We start from the raw sequence: 17127 nt of genomic DNA on the forward strand, positions 1-17127 counted from the left end.
ACGTTGCGTTTAGCTAAGTAATTATAAGAAAAAATAGAATGTCAGAAAATATTTTAGCATTGCCACATGGCACGCAAATTAATCACTACATCATCGAGTCGGTGCTGGGGCAAGGTGGATTCGGTGTTGTCTACAAAGCTCATCATGCACACCTCAATGAACAGGTTGTGATTAAAGAGTTTTTGCCAGTTGAACTTGCTAGTCGTCAAGGTACCACCGTCGTTCCGCACGGTACCTCTAAACAAGATGTATACAGTGACTGTTTACGCCGTTTTATGGAAGAAGGCCGCACGTTGGTGAAGTTGCGCCATCAAAATGTAGTGCGTTGCCGTGATTTATTTACCAGTAATGGCACCGCTTATTTGGTGATGGACTTCGAAGATGGCTTGCCTCTAGATGAATTGATTAAAAGTTTAGAAGCGCAAGGACAGCGTTATACCCAAGAACAATTGCTGCATTTTTTGTTGCCTATGGCAGATGGTTTGGCATATGTGCATCAACAAGGTGTTTTACACCGGGATATTAAACCCGCCAATGTGTTTATTCGTCGTTCTGACGGCTCTCCAGTATTAATTGATTTTGGTGCGGCCAAACAAAATTTTGCATTGGCGTCTCAATCTCAAGCTCCTTATTCTGATTTTTATGCCCCAATGGAACAGATTGAAGGTACAGGTGAGGCTAAGCCCACTGTGGATATCCACGCATTTGGCGCTTTGATCTATCGCATTGTTTCGGGTACAGGAGGTGTTAAGGCGGAAAGTCGAATTTTAGCAATTGTTAGTGGTCGTCAAGATCCGTTAAAGTCTGCCGCAGAATACGCTGAGTTAGGTTACAGCACTAAGTTTTTAGCCTTGATAGACGATTGCTTGAAATTTAAACCGGATGAACGCCCGCAATCAATGCTCGAAGTCAAAACACGTTTACTCAATAGTTTAGAAATAGACGACAGTCATGTTGAAGCTTCTGAAAACCCTATGTCTCGTCTTGATGATATGCTCGAATTGGCAGGCTCTGATGGCGTCATAAATGAAACAGAAATGTCGATGCTGATAAGCAAAGGCGTAACGCTAGGTATTGAAGCTACTGCGGTACAGCAATACGTTGTGCAAGAAGCCACAAAGCAAGGCTGGCGACTTGAAACCAAATTTAGTGGCAGTACTGACACTTCTCGGGATGCGGTTGGAAATAAGGATGATGAAAAGAATCAAGATGCGTTAGCTCAAGGGCAAGATGTTCAATATCAATTAACTTGTTCGCTGGAAGAGACTGCACGACAAAACGTGGTTGATATTAATATTAATAAAATGGAATCCTGTGGCAGTTGCTTTGCTAAAGGCAATGTTAATACTAATTGTACCGAATGCAGTGGCAAAGGTGTCGTGGTAAAGCCTCAAACGTTGCGAGTGAATATTCCGCAAGGCGTCATTACCGGTGACCGAATCCGCTTGCGCGGAGAGGGCAGTGTGGCTGAATTGGGTGGAAAACCCGGAAACTTGTACGTGCAAATCGCAGTTTCTCCACATCCTGTATTTAGTGTAAACGGACAAGACTTACATGCCACAATTAAGGTATCTGAAAACGAACTAACCGAAGGGGGACAAATCACTGTTTCTGCTATCGAAGGGCAATTGAGATTAAAGGTACCTCAGGGTTATAAAACCGGGCAAGCAATTCGATTAGCCGGTAAAGGATTGCCTTTTGGTAAAGAATCCGCGAAGCGTGGCGATTTATTTTTGAGTTTACTGGCAGCTGAAACGAAATCACCTGCTAGTTCGGTGGCTACCGATGGCACGATTGTCATTGTTATAGAAGAAAATAGTTCTGCCATTAAAAATGGTGTCGCGCAGGAAAATATTGGTATCGAAACAGTTGGCAATGTCCTGTCGCCTATCGCTAATAAAGGAACTAACCTAGTCAGGCCTGTAACCCAAGTATTTTCGACTTCAGAAGATAACCAATCTGTTGTTTCATTGAATATGTATAGAGGAAATAGTAACTCCCTAAACCAAGCTGTGTTTTTAGGTACATTTGATATAGTTAATATTCCGGCTGGGTTAAAAGGGAAGCCCAAGATTGAACTTTCTCTATGCGTCCAAGACGAAGATATTTTATTAAGAGTTAAAGATTCTGACGGATCACCGCTGCGCCTTTCTAGTGAAAACCATGCTAATTTGCAGCGGGCTAACTCGCGACCTTCTCAACCTGCGCAGTCTAGTCCTACACATAAAGAAATGAATCAAACTGCTGGTGAAGCGAAGCCCAAAAAGGGCAATGGTGCAGTCGGAATATTTTTTAAAATTTTAGCTTGGGTGGTATTTGTTTTGGGCATGAAAATGTTGTTGCTAGCAATATTTAATTGACGAACGTTAAAAAGCTAAGATTGCGTTGTTCGATCTCTATAAGCTACACTGATTTTATTAAAAGTAAGGTTATTGAAAGGTAGTTTTGTGACATCAACAATGGCGATACGTATTTATTCAATTAGAACTAAAGCATGTCTTTTAGGCATGTTTTTTCTATTATCAACGACTTCTTCTCATGCCTCGCAGTGGATACTTATCGATAATTTTGAAACTCCAAGTAGTGCGAATAATTGGGTTAAAGCAGATACTAAAAATGAAACGTCTCCGCTAATCCAAAATCCACAAATTAGTGAACGACGCAGCGAACAAGTAGCAGGTTCGAGCAATTTCTACTTCATTAAAAAACCAGCAGCCGATGGCATCGTAGGCAACCGCAAAGCGTTAACTTATAAGGCATTGCCGAAGATAGTTGAGGTGGGCGACATTTATACTTTTTACACACGTATAAATGTCGAGTACTTCCCCAATAATCATGCTTTTGGTGTGAGTAATTTGGGACCTAAAGGCATAGAACAAAACGACTATAATGCGTTTGAACCGACCTTAAGAGTAACGGATAAAACCGAATCTAACGGTGATAAAAATACTGGCGCATTAATGGTAAAAACCCAAAATGGATACGCTAATATTCACAATGAAGTAACCGGACAAGATGCTAAACCTTTAGAGCCAGGATCTTGGTATGAAGTCTGGTATGTGGTTAATAACGCACCGCAACGCGACGGTGGGCAAACCTATGATGTATATATCAAAGGCGGTAACGAGTTTATTCAACAACAAAAGGTGTACAGTGCTGCCACGTTCCGCATGGCGCGGGAATTACCTTTGACGCATTTCTTAATGAATTGCAATACTGGCCCAGTAGATAAACCTTATGGTAACGGGGGCTTAAAATACGATGATTTATATATGATTGAGGGCCGTAATTTACACACCCCTTTTTAATGGTTGATTTCATTAGATCTGAACCCGTGTCTACGAGTGGAGAATGAGCGTGCAAAAAGTGCCTAAGTTTAGCCAATCCCTATGCTTAACTTTGATTCTAATCCTAAGTCATTCTTTAGCGGCTGCGACAGAAACCAAATTTATTCAATATGACGGCTTTGCTATGCATCAACTTAAGCAAAGTCTTCAATCAAAAGAACCCCCGAAAATCAGATTTTTGGCCTATCAGCAGCTGTTAACAGCGGCGGATAAAATGTTAGATCAACCTGTGCCCAGTGTGATGGAAAAAACCTTCATCCCACCATCAGGTGACAAACATGACTATTTAAGTATTAGTCGTTATTGGTGGCCTGATCCTGCCAAAAAAGATGGTTTACCTTGGATACGAAAAGATGGCATCACAAACCCTGCGACCCAAACTAATGACGTGGATCGCAATAAGCTGGGAATTATGGGCAATATGGTCCAGGTGCTAAGTTTGGCTTACTATTTATCTGGGCATGAACCTTATGCAGAAAAAACCGCTACTTTGCTCAGAACATGGTTTATTTCACCTGAAACAAAAATGAACCCGCACTTAAGGTTTGCACAAAGTGTTCCGGGCAATTCAGCAGAACGTAGATCTGGCATTCTAGACGGACGATTGATCCCAAAATATGTATTAGATGCGATCCACATATTAAGCAAATCAAACCATTGGAAAAACTCCGACACCCAAAATATGAACGCTTGGTTTGATGCATATTTTAAATGGTTAACCCAAAGCCAATTAGGCAAACAGGGGGCAAAACAAACCAATAATCATGGCTCTTGGTATTATTTTCAGGTCGCCTCTTTGGCCTATTACTTAGACGAACAAGAAGTGCTGACTGACACATTTGAGCGCGTCAAAGCTAGCTACGAATATCAATTTGATGCTAATGGTAGTCAACCTCATGAGTTGGCACGTACACGATCATTTTTCTATAGCACTTTTAATTTAGAAGCCATAACCGACATTGCATTGCTGGCTGATAAGGTCAATCAGTCATTTTGGGATTATCGATCTAAAAGTGGAGCGAGTCTGAAACTAGCGATTGAGTTTTTAATGCCTGCTGCATTAGGCGAAGAATGGAAATATAAAACTAAAGGTATTGAGCCGATGTTTTTAGTTCCCGTATTAATTAAATTTGATCAAAATGCGAAGCACAAAATATCCGCAGCAGAGCTGCACCGCATTATTTCACAAGCAAAGCGACCCCAAAAATCGTCCACGAAGAAAGATAACCACACGACATTTAAATTTGCTAATAAAACTGAATTGCTATTGGCTCTATTTGAGCCTGAATACATAAGTTATTAACCCACTTATGAGATGCTAAAACCTTTTTACAGTTTCAAATACCACTGCATAATATCCATCTACTAAAAAGCTCTTAAATTCAGTGTAAACATTAAATCGTAACGTGCCGTTGTATTTCGTCATGATATTCACCGTCATTAAAACAAAGCTATCTTTGTTCTCGAGTAGCGACTCCATACCCAATTCCCATTGACTTTCAACAACTTTTTGATAATCAGGTTCTGGATAAACAGTTTTCCACCAATGCTCTTTATCTGGAATGTCTTTTAAGCTCCAACCAATAACATCAGTAAAACGACGATTTAAATAAACTAACGAGTGATTGAGTGAATGTTCATCATTTTCGATGATGACAACAGGTAAGGGAAGCATATCGAAAAACTCTGTTGGAATAGACTTAGGCAAAATAACCCCACTTATAAAAACTATGGAAATAACCCTCGACTCACTATTTAAGTATGCTCCGTGTTAAATATTAATCAATAAGAAGAAAACCTAACCACTCGCTTTATAGAACTGAATTGAATATCTCCTTGGCCCTTAATCGATAACTCTTTTAGGATAAGCAGCAGTTCCCCAAAGTGGAACAGTAGATAAACTATGTTTGTAGCTGCCAGAAGTTTCTTTAGTTGAATAGGAAAGGTACATCAGGGTTTGCGACTCAGCATCAAAAATCCGTCTAACTTTCATATTTTTGAAAAAGATACTTTTGGATTTTTTGAATACGACTTCGCCAGAATCTGATTTATCAATTTGAGCAATCATTTCAGCGGTTATTTCACCGGTTTGACGACAAGAAATTGAGCTGTCTGATGGATCTGATAAATCTAAGTTGGCTTCTATGCTAGAAATATGACAGGTCACTCCGGTCACAATCGGATCCGTCAAAGCATCTAGTTTGATATCTTTTGTGGTAAACACACCTAAAGAGACATCGCCGACTTCATTGTCGCTACAGGCGCTCATACTTAACGCAAGACCGATTAGTGTAATTAGCTTTTTCATTTAATTGTCCTTGTATTTCGAATCCTAGCAAGATTATAAAAAGGTACTAATCTCGCTCAACGATTTTTTGTTCATTGCATGTTTAGGTACACTTGCTTCTTTATCTGGATAACCAGCAATAACCAGCATATAAGGTCGTTCATCATCAGGCCGGTTGCAGATTTTGGATAAAAAAGACATAGGTTTTGGAGTATGAGTTAAGGTTACTAACCCTGCATTATGTAATGCTGTAATCAACATCCCCGTAGCAATGCCTACGGATTCGTGAACGTAATAATTTGTGTGTTTATCACCGGGAGTGACCCCGCCTTTTTTCTGGCTGAAAATAGCGATTAGCCAGGGAGCGTGTTGTAAATAGGGTTTCTCAGCATCAGTACCTAATGGTTTGAGCGCGTCCAGCCATTCTTCCCCTGCGCGACCTGCATAAAAACCTTGTTCATGTTGTTCTGCTTGCTCGCGTACTTGTTTTTTAACGTCTGCAGAGTGGATAGCAACAAAATGCCATGGTTGGTGATTGGCTCCGCTTGGCGCTGTGCCTGCTGCTTTTATACAGTTTTCGATAATGATTTTTGGAACTGCGCGGTCACTAAATTGACGAATGCTGTGGCGACGTTTTATGTTTTGATAAAAGTCTTCAGAGCGTTTTTGCATTTCATCAAGAGGGTATTCAACGTAATCAGTTAACGGTGAGGCATCATGGTGTTTCATAGTGATCCAATATTGTCGTTATATCCTCAGTATATCTGGCAATGCATTCAATCGGCAAATCAGTTCGTTGTTTCAGTAAATGAAATAGTACCAAAGTTATACATCTTAATATCACCTGTTTTATTGATCTCTGTTTCATATTCCTCTAGTTTGCTTCTACAATTTTTAAAGGTCTTCGATTAGCAGATCATTATCATCGATATTTAGTATCATTTAATGTCTGCTGTTTCAGAAAAAGAGGTTATCAAAATGCATAATGAATCTATTGTAATTGTATCTGCTAAACGTACCGCTATGGGTGGTTTTATGGGCGGTTTGTCATCGGTTGATGCGACAGAACTAGGAGCCACAGCAATCAAAGCAGCGTTAGGTAATGTGGATGCCAATACTGTAGACGACGTTATTATGGGATGCGTACTACCAGCTGGTTTAGGTCAAGCTCCTGCTAGACAAGCGATGCTCAAAGCAGGTTTACCGCTAAGTGCGGCAGCAATGACCATCAATAAAGTGTGTGGCTCAGGTATGAAAGCTGTGATGTTAGCTAATGACTTGGTGGCAGCAGGTTCGGCACAAGTCGTCATTGCTGGTGGTATGGAAAGCATGAGCAATGCTCCGTATATTTTACCGAAAGCTCGCGCCGGATATCGCATGGGGCACGGACAAGTACTTGATCATATGATGCTCGACGGTCTGGAAAACGCCTATGATGGCAAAGCAATGGGCTGTTTTGCACAAGATACCGCGGATGCCGAGTCGATCACTCGTGAGCAAATGGATGAATTTGCTTTGTCTTCTTTAACCAAAGCCAAAAACGCGATTGATAGCGGCGTATTCAAGAATGAAATTGCTGCTGTTACGGTTAAAACGCGCAAGGGCGATGTCTTGGTCGATACCGACGAAGGTCCAGGAAATGCGATGCCTGAAAAAATTCCTAATTTGCGTCCGGCATTTAAAAAAGATGGAACAGTCACTGCCGCTAATTCAAGTTCAATTTCAGACGGTGCTGCTGCGTTGATGGTTATGACTGAATCAAAAGCTAAAGAGCTTGGTTTAACACCATTGGCAAAGATCGTTGGGCACGCCACGAACTCAATTAAGCCTGAAGATTTCACCGTCGCGCCTGTGGGCGCGATGGAAAAACTGTTTGCTAAAATAGGATGGCACAAAGACGATGTGGATTTATTCGAAATTAACGAAGCATTTGCAATGGTAACCATGCTGGCAATCAGCAAACTTGGCCTTGATGGGAATAAAGTCAATATTAATGGTGGCGCGTGTGCGTTGGGCCACCCTATTGGTGCATCAGGTGCAAGATTGATCGTAACCTTAATACATGCGCTACAACAAAAAGGTTTGAAAAAAGGCGTTGCGTCTTTATGCATTGGTGGTGGGGAAGCCACCGCGCTGGCTGTAGAGATGTGTTAATAGATAGCGGTTGGTTCATTATTCTGAGATTTAATCTGCACTTTGGTTGAAGCCCAAATGACAATATGAGTGTAGATCGGAATTTTTCAGTTAAATAGTGAAACATCAATCAGTAATCTGATATGTACTGCACAGACTATGATTTTCAATTACGTGAGGTTATATGAAATTATCATCATCTATTTGGGGATTATTGTTTGGGACTATTATTACTTTGAAATGCAACGCAAGTGACATCCAAGTGAGTGTTGATGGTGGCGATATTTCTGGCGACAGCATAGGACAATTGTCAGTATTCAGAGGAATACCTTATGCGGCTCCGCCTGTTGGTGCTTTACGTTGGAAACCGCCACACCCTGTTCGGCCATGGAAAGGCGTGCACCAAGCAACAAAGTTTCCAAATCAATGTCTACAAAAATATCTTTTTGATGACATGAGATTTCGAGCTAGCGGGGTAAGTGAAGATTGTTTGTATCTAAACATCTGGACTCCTACAATTGATAAGTCTTCAGCTTTGCCTGTTTTAGTTTATTTTCATGGTGGGGGTTTTGTTGCAGGTGACGGTTCGGAATTAAGGTATGACGGTGCGGCGATGGCAAAACAGGGCATGGTTGTGGTTACTGTCAATTATCGAATGGGCATTTTTGGATTGTTTTCTCATCCAGAATTAAGTCAGGAGTCCACCTATAAAGGCTCTGGAAATTACACATTCTTAGATCAGCACGCAGCATTAAATTGGGTAGTTGAAAATATTCAGCAATTTGGTGGCGACCCTAGCCGTGTGACTATTGGTGGTGAATCTGCAGGTTCGATTTCTGTCAGTGCACTAATGGCATCGCCAATGTCTAAAGACTTAATCGCGGCGGCGATTGGCCAAAGTGGTTCTATAATTGGACCGTCTTTTCATGCAATAGAGATGAAAGAAGCTGAAAAAGAAGGACAACTAGCTAGCTTGAAGTTAGCCGAAACACTTGGTTTAGACAAAGATAAAAAATTAATTCCTCAGCTTCGCGCAATCTCAGCTCAAACCTTATTTGATACAGCATTTGAAATGGGATTTCAGCGATTTAGCGTGGCAGTTGACGGACTGTTTTTCCCGACATCGCCAGAATCCCTTTATGCCACTGGCGATATTGCCAAAGTGCCTTTATTAGCCGGGGTAAACTCTGAAGAAGGCAATTACGCCTGGTTCTTCGGTGACAAACCTGTAACAGTAGAAAATTATCACGCTATCCTAAAAGATTTATATCCACACGACTTTGACGCCGTTTTACATGCTTATCCCGCACAAACAGAAGAGCAGTTAAAGCAAACTGCACAAGATCTTTCAAGTGATCGTTTTATTAGTTTTAGTACTTGGAACTGGGCGGATAAAGTGAATTCTGCTAATGAGCAACCTGTTTATTATTACATTTACGACCACATTCGTCCGGCAAGAAAGGTATCTGAGGGCGGCACGGGAAAACACAATAATCGTGGTGCTGTTCACTCTGCCGAAATTGAATACGCGTTGGGGAATTTGGACGCTAATCCTTTATATCTATGGCAGGCTGAAGATTATGAAGTCTCACACCTGTTACACAGTTATTTTGTGCAGTTTATCAAAACCCACAACCCGAATGCCCCGGAACTTCCCGTTTGGCCAGAATTTAGCAATAATCAACTATTAAGAATTACTCAGAGCCCCGAAGCCGAATCTATGGATACGCTCACTAAGCGCTATTCTGTGCTCAGAAAAATTCAAACGAAATCAATACAGTAGCTTATAAAGTATATTGGCTTAAGCTAACAGATAAGTACGATTCAAGCGTGTTATTTTAGCGTTTCTTAAAATCGAAAATGTAATATACTCTTGTCCATTACAGTGATTAAAGGATTGCTGAATTTTGAATAAAGTCAATTGTCAGGGAAACAAATGGATACTTCTATTTTGGCTAAATTTCGCGTGTTGAAATATATTATTTGCTTTTTCGTACTCTTTTCAAATATTGCTGCAGCGCAACAAGAATCGGAAACATTACGAAACTATGTCGCATTGACTACGGGTGATAATTATTATCCTTTTGTAGATCCAAAAGCGCTTGATAATGGTTGGTCTGTTGCAATCATGAAAGCTGTTTTTCAGCAAATGGAAAAAGAGTTAAACATCGACGTTCTTCCATGGCAAAGAGGCTATAAATGGGCATATGAAGGTCGTTACGAGGGAACGTTTCCATATGTGTTTACCAACGAGAGAGCGCAAAGGTTTTTATATTCCAATCCTATTAACTCGGTTCCGGTGAGAGTTTATACGGCAAAACATAAACATATAACATCAATGGAACAATTGACTAAAGGTCGTTTATGTCTACCTCGCGGTTACAGCTTAAGTTCTGAACTTGAGTCAGTGATTAAAGAGTATCAGCTAATAATTCAAACTGCAGCCGATGCTGGAGGTTGCGTTTTACAAGTTGAAAAAGGCTGGAGTGACCTAGGATTTATTAACGGTTATATGAAAAGTGAAAATGTTAATAGGCTTTTTACGTCAATGGATAAAGTCAATGTACTTGAAATTCCAATTGCCAACATACCTTTGTATTATATCGTCTCTCGCAAAAATATAGACGCCCAGTTACACATTGAGCGGTTTAATCAGGCGCTAGATGCGATTATCGCTTCTGGCGAAAAACAAAAAATTGATCAACGATTTACCCAATTTTTCGAGCAATCAGAAAAGTAAAGGTTTCGTTTTTTAGATATTTAACAGAAATATTTCAACACATGCATCATAAACTAAAAAGGATTTTCCCGCGTGCGACGCCCCCTAAAATGTAGACTGATTTTCTTAAGTCTTGCTGTAATATGTTTTAGTGCTGGATTTTATTTTCTTCCTGAGCAGATAAATACTCAATTTGAAAAGATGGTAAGTGCTAGTTTTGCTGTCATTTATTTTGTTGTATTACCTTTACTGTATTGGTTGTTAATCATTAAAGCGGGAAATCAAAAGCCGTGGAAAATGATTTTGATTTTTTCCTTAAGTGCGGCAGTGGCGCGATTTAGTTTTGCACCACAAATCGCCGAGTATTTTGATTTTGTCATGTGGTTACGCATTCCTATCATCGTTTTGTTAATCGCACTTGAGTTCTTTTTGTTTACTCATGTTATTAAGTCTTTATGGCAGGCTCGTAAGCTCAAAGGTGATCCTAGAGTGCATATGCTGAATAAAATGGGGAATGAAGGCGATGAGAAAAAGCTACAGATGTCTCTCACCTTATCTTATGAACCCGCTAGCTGGTATTACGCGCTACCGTTTCTGTCTAGGACTCATGCAACGTCTATTGGTCGATTAAAATTGCTGTCAGGTCATTTTTGGCATCTGTTGCTCTTGTTAACTGGCCTGGTAATTTTAACGGCTATAAGTTACTTTTTGATCGCATCTTTCAGCGAACTGGTGGCAATAATTGTAGCTTCTATAATCGGTTATTCGCTTATCTCAATTTGCGCTAATTATCGTATTAGTCGTTACTTCTCTGCGTATATTCTCAATCATCATCTAGTTATCAATCATTCCTTTTTGTCCTTAATGGTTATTCCACTTGATGTGATAAAAGGCGTAGAGCAAGGTAATTGGTCAAAACATCAATTATCTGAGTCATTGGTTTTAGGAAGAGGTAAACAGGCCAATATCGAGCTGACATTTAATCAACGAGTAGGTTATTTTTCGATGATGGGCATGATTAATGAAGCCTTTGAAAAAGTGTATTTGGTTGTTGAAAATCCAGAAGGTTTTGTCAAAAAAATCAATCAATCGGATAATATTCGCACGAACTGAGCGAAACAATATTGTGCATCTGAAAAAAGATGTTCTTGTTTCGCGCTATTTCTTCGGATTTGTAAATACAAACTGGGCTTGTTTCAGTAGGATAGTTAAAACTAAGATTATTTGAGAATGCATGTCTACTGATAAAGTCGAAACTCGCCAACTAATACGCTGGATTTTTGGTCAGCTCAAACCCTACCGACGTAGAGTCATCATCGCCATTTTAGCGTTAATTGTCGGTGCGGTATCTTGGTTATTACTTGGTCAGGGCGTTAAAGTCGTGGTTGATGAGGGTTTCTTGGCTAACAATGCAGGTAAACTCAATCAAATGGTATTTGCAGTTCTGGGAATTGCTCTTGTCGGCAGTTTGGCAGCCTATGTTCGTTTTTATTTGATGATCTGGCTGGGCGAACGAGTTAGCTCAGACATTCGTAAACAGGTCTATTTTCATTTGTTGAAACTGTCCCCCGGGTTCTTCGAATCCACTCGTACCGGTGAAGTGATTTCACGATTTACGGCCGACACCACGGTATTGCAGACGGTGGTTGGTATGGGGTTGTCGATGGCTCTTAGGGCATCAATAACCTTTGTCGGCTCCATGTTGCTGATGTTGATCACCAGCCCGCTACTGACTTTATATGTTTTAATCGCTGTGCCATTGGTATTGCTACCCATTAAGTTTTTAGGTGCAAGAGTGCGCACTTATGCGCGAAATAGTCAGGATCGTGTGGCTGACATGGGCGCGTATGTAGATGAAAGCCTGCATGAAATTCAAACCGTACAAGCTTATACACACGAAGACATTGATCGCAGTTTATTTGCCCAGCGCATAGAAGCAGTTATGCAAGCTGCTAGTCATAGAATCAAGTATCGCGCGCTAATGATATCGTTGGTGATGGGGATCAGCATAAGTGCTATTACAATTGTAGCCTGGCTAGGTGCGACTGAGGTGCTGAATTCGGGGATAAGTGCAGGTGAGCTGACTGCATTTATGTTTTATGCAGTTATGGCGGGGGGCAGTGTAGCAACTATCAGCGAAGTCATTGGTGAAATACAAAAAGCAGCCGGCGCCAGTGAGCGGTTGTTGGAGTTACTCAATACTAAACCATTAATTGAGCCTCCTTCGAGTCCCGCTGTTTTACCAACTAAGCTTCGCGGTACACTAACCCTTCAGAACGTGAATTTTACGTACCCCAGTGCACCACAGAATCCCGTCATTAAAAACCTCAATCTTGAGATCAAATCCGGTGAGCGCATTGCGTTAGTGGGGCCAAGTGGGGCGGGCAAATCTACCTTATTTCAGTTACTGCTGCGTTTCTACGATATTACATCGGGCAATATTTATATTGATGATCTTGATTCCCAAAAGTTAGATCCCTCAGCGCTACGTAAACAATTTGCTCTGGTGCCACAAGAGTCAGTAATTTTTGCTAGTAACGCAATAGAGAATATTCGTTACGGACGTCCCGATGCAAGCATTGACGATGTAAAAGCTGCAGCCAAAGCGGCAAGGGCAGATAAATTTATAGACGAGCTCACAGATGGTTACTTCACCGATTTAGGCGAACGGGGAGTTAGATTATCCGGTGGCCAAAAACAACGCATTGCCATTGCCAGAGCAATACTCGCCGATCGTCCGATTTTGCTATTAGATGAAGCCACCAGTGCACTTGATGCTACCAATGAGCAGTTGGTTAAACAGGCGCTAGATAAACTAATGGAAGGCAAGACCACATTGATCATTGCCCACCGTTTATCAACGGTGGTGAATGCCGATAGAATCGTGGTTATGGACAAAGGTGAAATTGTGGCGATAGGCAATCATCAAGAGTTGATGCAAGGTAATAGCGTATATCGTCAATTCGCTGAATTGCAGTTAGTTAATTAATTGAAGACTCAGGTTTAGTTAGTATGGAATATAAAAATAATATAATAGAGGCCATCGTTGGTTCGAAAAATCCAGTCAAAATTAAGGCATTTAACGACACACTAGAACGTATTTTTCCCAATCATCAAATAAACTGCCGTGGGGTAGATGCCCCGTCTTTGGTGGCCGAACAGCCGATGACTGAAAAAGAAACCTGTGAAGGAGCAATGAATCGTGTTCACTATTGTCAGTCACATTACTCTGCAGATTTTTATGCGGCAATGGAAGGTGGCGTAGACAACTTTGAATATGGGCCAAGTACATTTGCCTTTGTAGTCGTTGCAACAAATGACAAAAAACAGGTAGGGCGAAGTGCAAACTTACCCATACCGCAATCGGTATTTGATCAGTTGCAAAAAGGCAAAGAGCTAGGTCCACTGATGGATGAATTATTTGGAACAAGTAACATTAAACAAAAAGGGGGAGCTATTGGTCTTTTGACAAATGGCTTAGAAACACGAGCTGGTAATTATACTCAAGCATTGACCTTAGCCATGGCGCCCTTTCTGCATGCTGACCGTTTTTAAATTATGGTAGGTGGAGACTCTCAGGGAATAAATTCCCTGCTACAAGTATTATTATGTGCGCTTTGTTTTTCCTGAGATTTTAAAGCTTTTAAACAACAATACGATTCCTGTAAGAGTAAACAACAGTGCCGAAATAGAAAACGTAATCAGTATCGGGTTGTTAAAGTTTTCTCGCTCGTCATAATCCATAATATGTAACATCCAAAAAAAGTCGAAAATACGCCACAAATCGCTTCGAATTGTGGTTAACGTGCCAGTTTTTGGTGAAATATATAGTGTTGTATTCCAAGTATCGTCAAATTGAACTTGCCATATTGGGCCTACATTTCGTGATGCTTCCCTTGGGGCTTTATCCAACAACGAATGTGACGCTATTTCACCGTCGCCTAAATAATGCTGCTGGGCGATTTGGATTGCCTGTACTGACGTAATTGTATCAAATGGGTCGCCGGTTAAAGCATGAAATAATTTATCTCCCTCAACAGTCTTAAACGCATAATAGGGTTCATCTAAAATTTGCGTGTAGGCAATGTTGGTAATGGGGGCGATGATGTTCAAACGAAGTGTATCTATAGAATATAAATGTTGCGAGTTGTCCGGTGTTGAGGTGAGAACTTTTGTCGCTAAATGATCGCCATGTACTTTATCTAACGGGATAACGCTCATCACAACGCCACCTAAAATCCATAATAAAATTTGTAAGGCAAGAAATAACCCTGCCCATTTGTGGATAAACCGAGAGACCCGAAAAAGCTTTTTAATCATAATCTTATGTTAATCATCTAGATATATTCCGATTTACTCACGGATGGAGTTGGGTGTCAATCTCACCCAATTTGGTGTTTATTTCATAGAATAAATTCCATGCTACAGAGTTATCGTCGCAATGTAGACAGGGGGGCTCATTGCTGATGGCGAACTTCGTTGATGATAAATAATAACTCGGCGGCGGCTTGGGCATCGGAAAGGGCACGATGATGACGAGTCATATCTATGCCAAAATGACGGGTTAAATTTGCCAACGAATATGATGGCAGTCCAGGCACCGCTTTACGCATTTCACGCACGGTACACAATTTAGGCATTCGAAAGTTTTGTTCCAAGCGTTCGAATTCGGCGCGAATAAAACCATAATCAAAATTCACGTTGTGGGCAACAAATACACAATCCGCTAAGTAGTTGCGCAGTGTCTGAGCTATTTCGACGAAAAGAGGAGCATCAGCAACCATTTCATCGTCAATGCCAGTTAGCTGAGTAATCTTTTGTGGAATATGTCGCTGTGGATTGATTAACGTTTGCCAAGTATCAATGACTTTATCCCCAACCACTTTTGCAATACCAATCTCTGTAATTCGGTGCTGATTTGCTCGCCCGCCAGTCGTCTCAATGTCCACTACAGCATAGGGTTGTTGAGGGTCTAAAAACCACTCTACTTGAGAAACACTGACATTAAATCCTGATTTTCGAAGAGAATTTATGGTTAACAATTGGTTTTTACGTAATTGATCACCAGGGGATTTAACTTCTTCAAATCTAAGGCCCTGTTCGTCTACTATCATTAAGTCTGGGTAGCCGTCACTGTAGTTTTTAAAGTCCTTGGCCATCACCCGCAGATGGTCTTTAAACCCGTCAATACTTACGTGGTCAAAAAACACTGCCAGCACCTCTAATAAAGACTTATGCCAACGAAATATGCCATTCGGTTTACCGTATTTTTCGAGCATTACTTTAGATATCTGCTTAAACGCCATCTGCGAACTTGTGATGCGATATAGACGCGTTTCTATACTTTGTTGGTAAAGTTCAAAAAAATTATTTTGACTAATTGCTTGCGGTTTGTAATCAAATTCAGTGACCAGAGCGTTGCTATCCATTTCAAATAACTCATGCCAAAAGACTAATCCAAACAATGCACGCCATAACCGATTTTCTGTACGAAAAGCTTGCTTACCTTGCTTCTGGTAATATAGCTTTACACCTTGTTCCACGCTATCCATGTACATTTCGTCTATCATGATGGTGGATGATTGCTCGCGTAACATGTCTGTGAGTACGCTTGTCCGTTTTTGTTGAAATTTACGTGCTAGAAAGTCTTGGGCGAAGGTGAGTAACATTTCTGAATCAGGTTCTTCAATTATCTTTTCTAAGCGCTCTTTTACCCACTCTTTATTGCCGAGTTTGTAGTTTTCACGAATCACTTTTTCCTGTGCTAAGGGTTCAGAAGATGATGCCAATACTTCCAAAGCCAGCGGTAAATCATGTTGTATTAGGGATTTCCCCAACTTCAGTAAAAACCGATCGTAATTGACATTGGCTAAAGTACCTTGCGGGTTAGGGAAAGACGCGAGTTGTTTTGCTAAAGCCATTTGCTGCTTTGGCAGCAAAGTGTTTACTTCTCGTCGCTTTTGCGCGTAAAAAAAAGCGCTTTTTGCCTCGTCAATAAAGTCAAATCGGGCGTTATCGCTGGTTACCCCTCGTTGCGTCGGCATGATTCCCAGATCACGCATAGAAAACTTAGATAAGTTACTGTTTAAATCACCAAAAAACAGAAATAAAAAATAATTGATATGGAGGTCGTGTCCTCTACGTAATATCAACTGGGGATCTAAAAAAGCTGAAAAATCTTCAAACTGACAATAGTCTTCGACTAATTGTAAATAGTCGGCTTTGCTTTGCGAACTTTTAAATGCAACGCCTGCATTTTTTAGTGCTTGTGCTAGTTCTGCTTTGGTTAATGTCGCAATTAGTTCAGTTAAATGTTGATCTGTCACTTCGTTGTAAAAACCCTGTGCTAGTAGTTCCTCTATGTGAATTTGATGATGATTTATTTCGTCGTAGAGTAATGAAGCTCGTTTAATGATTGACGACTTTCTATTTAGTCCTCTGACATATAAACATTGTGCATCTTCACAAAGAGTATGAAATTTACCTATAAAAGCGCTATCTTCATTAGAGAGTAAATGTGCACAAGGGCCTGAAATGAACGCAAGAAACTCTTGAAAGTGAGTTAAATAATATTTACTTGGTAGTTCTTTCATCGATCAATTAAAACGTTTGACTGGACACAATTACAGTGTATTTTAAAA

Annotated in this window: 14 protein-coding genes; 9 read left to right on the forward strand and 5 right to left on the reverse strand. The window is 40.6% G+C overall.

What is annotated here, in order from left to right:
* Positions 1 to 38 precede the first annotated feature (38 nt).
* The 3 genes from GLIP_RS21835 to GLIP_RS00545 all read left to right on the forward strand — a co-directional run bounded on the left by GLIP_RS21835 (position 39) and on the right by GLIP_RS00545 (position 4650).
* Positions 39 to 2360, forward strand: a complete 2322-nt coding sequence (locus GLIP_RS21835) for a protein kinase domain-containing protein (RefSeq protein WP_008842582.1) — start codon at positions 39 to 41, stop codon at positions 2358 to 2360.
* A gap of 147 nt (positions 2361 to 2507) precedes the next feature.
* Positions 2508 to 3308 carry a hypothetical protein gene (locus tag GLIP_RS00540; protein WP_052154910.1) on the forward strand — a complete coding sequence of 267 codons (801 nt, stop codon included), beginning with the start codon at positions 2508 to 2510 and terminating at the stop codon, positions 3306 to 3308.
* Between the two features lie 43 nt (positions 3309 to 3351).
* Positions 3352 to 4650 (forward strand): alginate lyase family protein, encoded by a 1299-nt coding sequence (locus GLIP_RS00545; protein WP_083880040.1) that lies wholly within the window; start codon positions 3352 to 3354, stop codon positions 4648 to 4650.
* A 15-nt stretch (positions 4651 to 4665) separates the two neighbouring features.
* Here GLIP_RS00545 and GLIP_RS00550 read toward each other — a convergent pair whose 3' ends face one another.
* From GLIP_RS00550 to GLIP_RS00560, 3 genes are all read right to left on the reverse strand, one after another.
* Positions 4666 to 5055, reverse strand: coding sequence for a hypothetical protein (locus tag GLIP_RS00550; protein WP_008842585.1), 390 nt, complete (start codon positions 5053 to 5055; stop codon positions 4666 to 4668).
* Positions 5056 to 5190: 135 nt separating this feature from the next.
* A complete protein-coding gene (locus tag GLIP_RS00555; protein ID WP_008842586.1) occupies positions 5191 to 5655 on the reverse strand; it encodes a CreA family protein in 465 nt (154 codons plus the stop codon).
* A gap of 33 nt (positions 5656 to 5688) precedes the next feature.
* Complete coding sequence (locus GLIP_RS00560) at positions 5689 to 6363, reverse strand: nitroreductase family protein (RefSeq protein WP_008842587.1); 675 nt, start codon at positions 6361 to 6363, stop codon at positions 5689 to 5691.
* A gap of 249 nt (positions 6364 to 6612) precedes the next feature.
* Here GLIP_RS00560 and GLIP_RS00565 point away from each other — a divergent pair, with 249 nt between their 5' ends.
* The 6 genes from GLIP_RS00565 (at position 6613) to yjjX (ending at position 14041) form a co-directional block, all read left to right on the forward strand.
* Positions 6613 to 7788: a thiolase family protein gene (locus GLIP_RS00565; protein WP_008842588.1), complete on the forward strand. Its 1176-nt coding sequence runs from the start codon at positions 6613 to 6615 to the stop codon at positions 7786 to 7788.
* 163 nt (positions 7789 to 7951) lie between these two features.
* The gene (locus GLIP_RS00570; RefSeq protein WP_008842589.1) at positions 7952 to 9550 is read left to right on the forward strand and encodes a carboxylesterase/lipase family protein; all 1599 of its coding nucleotides are present in this window, start codon (positions 7952 to 7954) and stop codon (positions 9548 to 9550) included.
* A 153-nt stretch (positions 9551 to 9703) separates the two neighbouring features.
* Positions 9704 to 10507, forward strand: a complete 804-nt coding sequence (locus GLIP_RS00575) for a substrate-binding periplasmic protein (protein ID WP_008842590.1) — start codon at positions 9704 to 9706, stop codon at positions 10505 to 10507.
* Positions 10508 to 10579: 72 nt separating this feature from the next.
* Positions 10580 to 11599 (forward strand): hypothetical protein, encoded by a 1020-nt coding sequence (locus tag GLIP_RS00580; RefSeq protein WP_040521514.1) that lies wholly within the window; start codon positions 10580 to 10582, stop codon positions 11597 to 11599.
* Positions 11600 to 11720: 121 nt separating this feature from the next.
* Positions 11721 to 13475 (forward strand): ABC transporter transmembrane domain-containing protein, encoded by a 1755-nt coding sequence (locus GLIP_RS00585; protein ID WP_008842592.1) that lies wholly within the window; start codon positions 11721 to 11723, stop codon positions 13473 to 13475.
* A 23-nt stretch (positions 13476 to 13498) separates the two neighbouring features.
* Positions 13499 to 14041 carry an inosine/xanthosine triphosphatase gene (yjjX, locus tag GLIP_RS00590; protein ID WP_008842593.1) on the forward strand — a complete coding sequence of 181 codons (543 nt, stop codon included), beginning with the start codon at positions 13499 to 13501 and terminating at the stop codon, positions 14039 to 14041.
* Positions 14042 to 14092: 51 nt separating this feature from the next.
* Here yjjX and GLIP_RS00595 read toward each other — a convergent pair whose 3' ends face one another.
* Complete coding sequence (locus GLIP_RS00595; RefSeq protein WP_008842594.1) at positions 14093 to 14806, reverse strand: PepSY domain-containing protein; 714 nt, start codon at positions 14804 to 14806, stop codon at positions 14093 to 14095.
* Positions 14807 to 14943: 137 nt separating this feature from the next.
* Positions 14944 to 17079 (reverse strand): exonuclease domain-containing protein, encoded by a 2136-nt coding sequence (locus GLIP_RS00600; RefSeq protein ID WP_008842595.1) that lies wholly within the window; start codon positions 17077 to 17079, stop codon positions 14944 to 14946.
* Positions 17080 to 17127: the final 48 nt, after the last annotated feature.

Origin of the sequence: Aliiglaciecola lipolytica E3, assembly GCF_000314975.1 — a bacterium.
Taxonomy (GTDB): Bacteria; Pseudomonadota; Gammaproteobacteria; order Enterobacterales; family Alteromonadaceae; genus Aliiglaciecola; species Aliiglaciecola lipolytica.

What these genes read in the sequence shown, in the direction of transcription:
- GLIP_RS21835 (WP_008842582.1), top strand. Translation starts at nt 39, where the DNA reads ATGTCAGAAAATATTTTAGCATTGCCACATGGCACGCAAATTAATCAC.
- GLIP_RS00540 (WP_052154910.1), top strand. Translation starts at nt 2,508, where the DNA reads ATGTTTTTTCTATTATCAACGACTTCTTCTCATGCCTCGCAGTGGATA.
- GLIP_RS00545 (WP_083880040.1), top strand. Translation starts at nt 3,352, where the DNA reads ATGAGCGTGCAAAAAGTGCCTAAGTTTAGCCAATCCCTATGCTTAACT.
- GLIP_RS00555 (WP_008842586.1), bottom strand. Translation starts at nt 5,655, where the DNA reads ATGAAAAAGCTAATTACACTAATCGGTCTTGCGTTAAGTATGAGCGCC.
- GLIP_RS00560 (WP_008842587.1), bottom strand. Translation starts at nt 6,363, where the DNA reads ATGAAACACCATGATGCCTCACCGTTAACTGATTACGTTGAATACCCT.
- GLIP_RS00565 (WP_008842588.1), top strand. Translation starts at nt 6,613, where the DNA reads ATGCATAATGAATCTATTGTAATTGTATCTGCTAAACGTACCGCTATG.
- GLIP_RS00570 (WP_008842589.1), top strand. Translation starts at nt 7,952, where the DNA reads ATGAAATTATCATCATCTATTTGGGGATTATTGTTTGGGACTATTATT.
- GLIP_RS00575 (WP_008842590.1), top strand. Translation starts at nt 9,704, where the DNA reads ATGGATACTTCTATTTTGGCTAAATTTCGCGTGTTGAAATATATTATT.
- GLIP_RS00585 (WP_008842592.1), top strand. Translation starts at nt 11,721, where the DNA reads ATGTCTACTGATAAAGTCGAAACTCGCCAACTAATACGCTGGATTTTT.
- yjjX (WP_008842593.1), top strand. Translation starts at nt 13,499, where the DNA reads ATGGAATATAAAAATAATATAATAGAGGCCATCGTTGGTTCGAAAAAT.
- GLIP_RS00595 (WP_008842594.1), bottom strand. Translation starts at nt 14,806, where the DNA reads ATGATTAAAAAGCTTTTTCGGGTCTCTCGGTTTATCCACAAATGGGCA.
- GLIP_RS00600 (WP_008842595.1), bottom strand. Translation starts at nt 17,079, where the DNA reads ATGAAAGAACTACCAAGTAAATATTATTTAACTCACTTTCAAGAGTTT.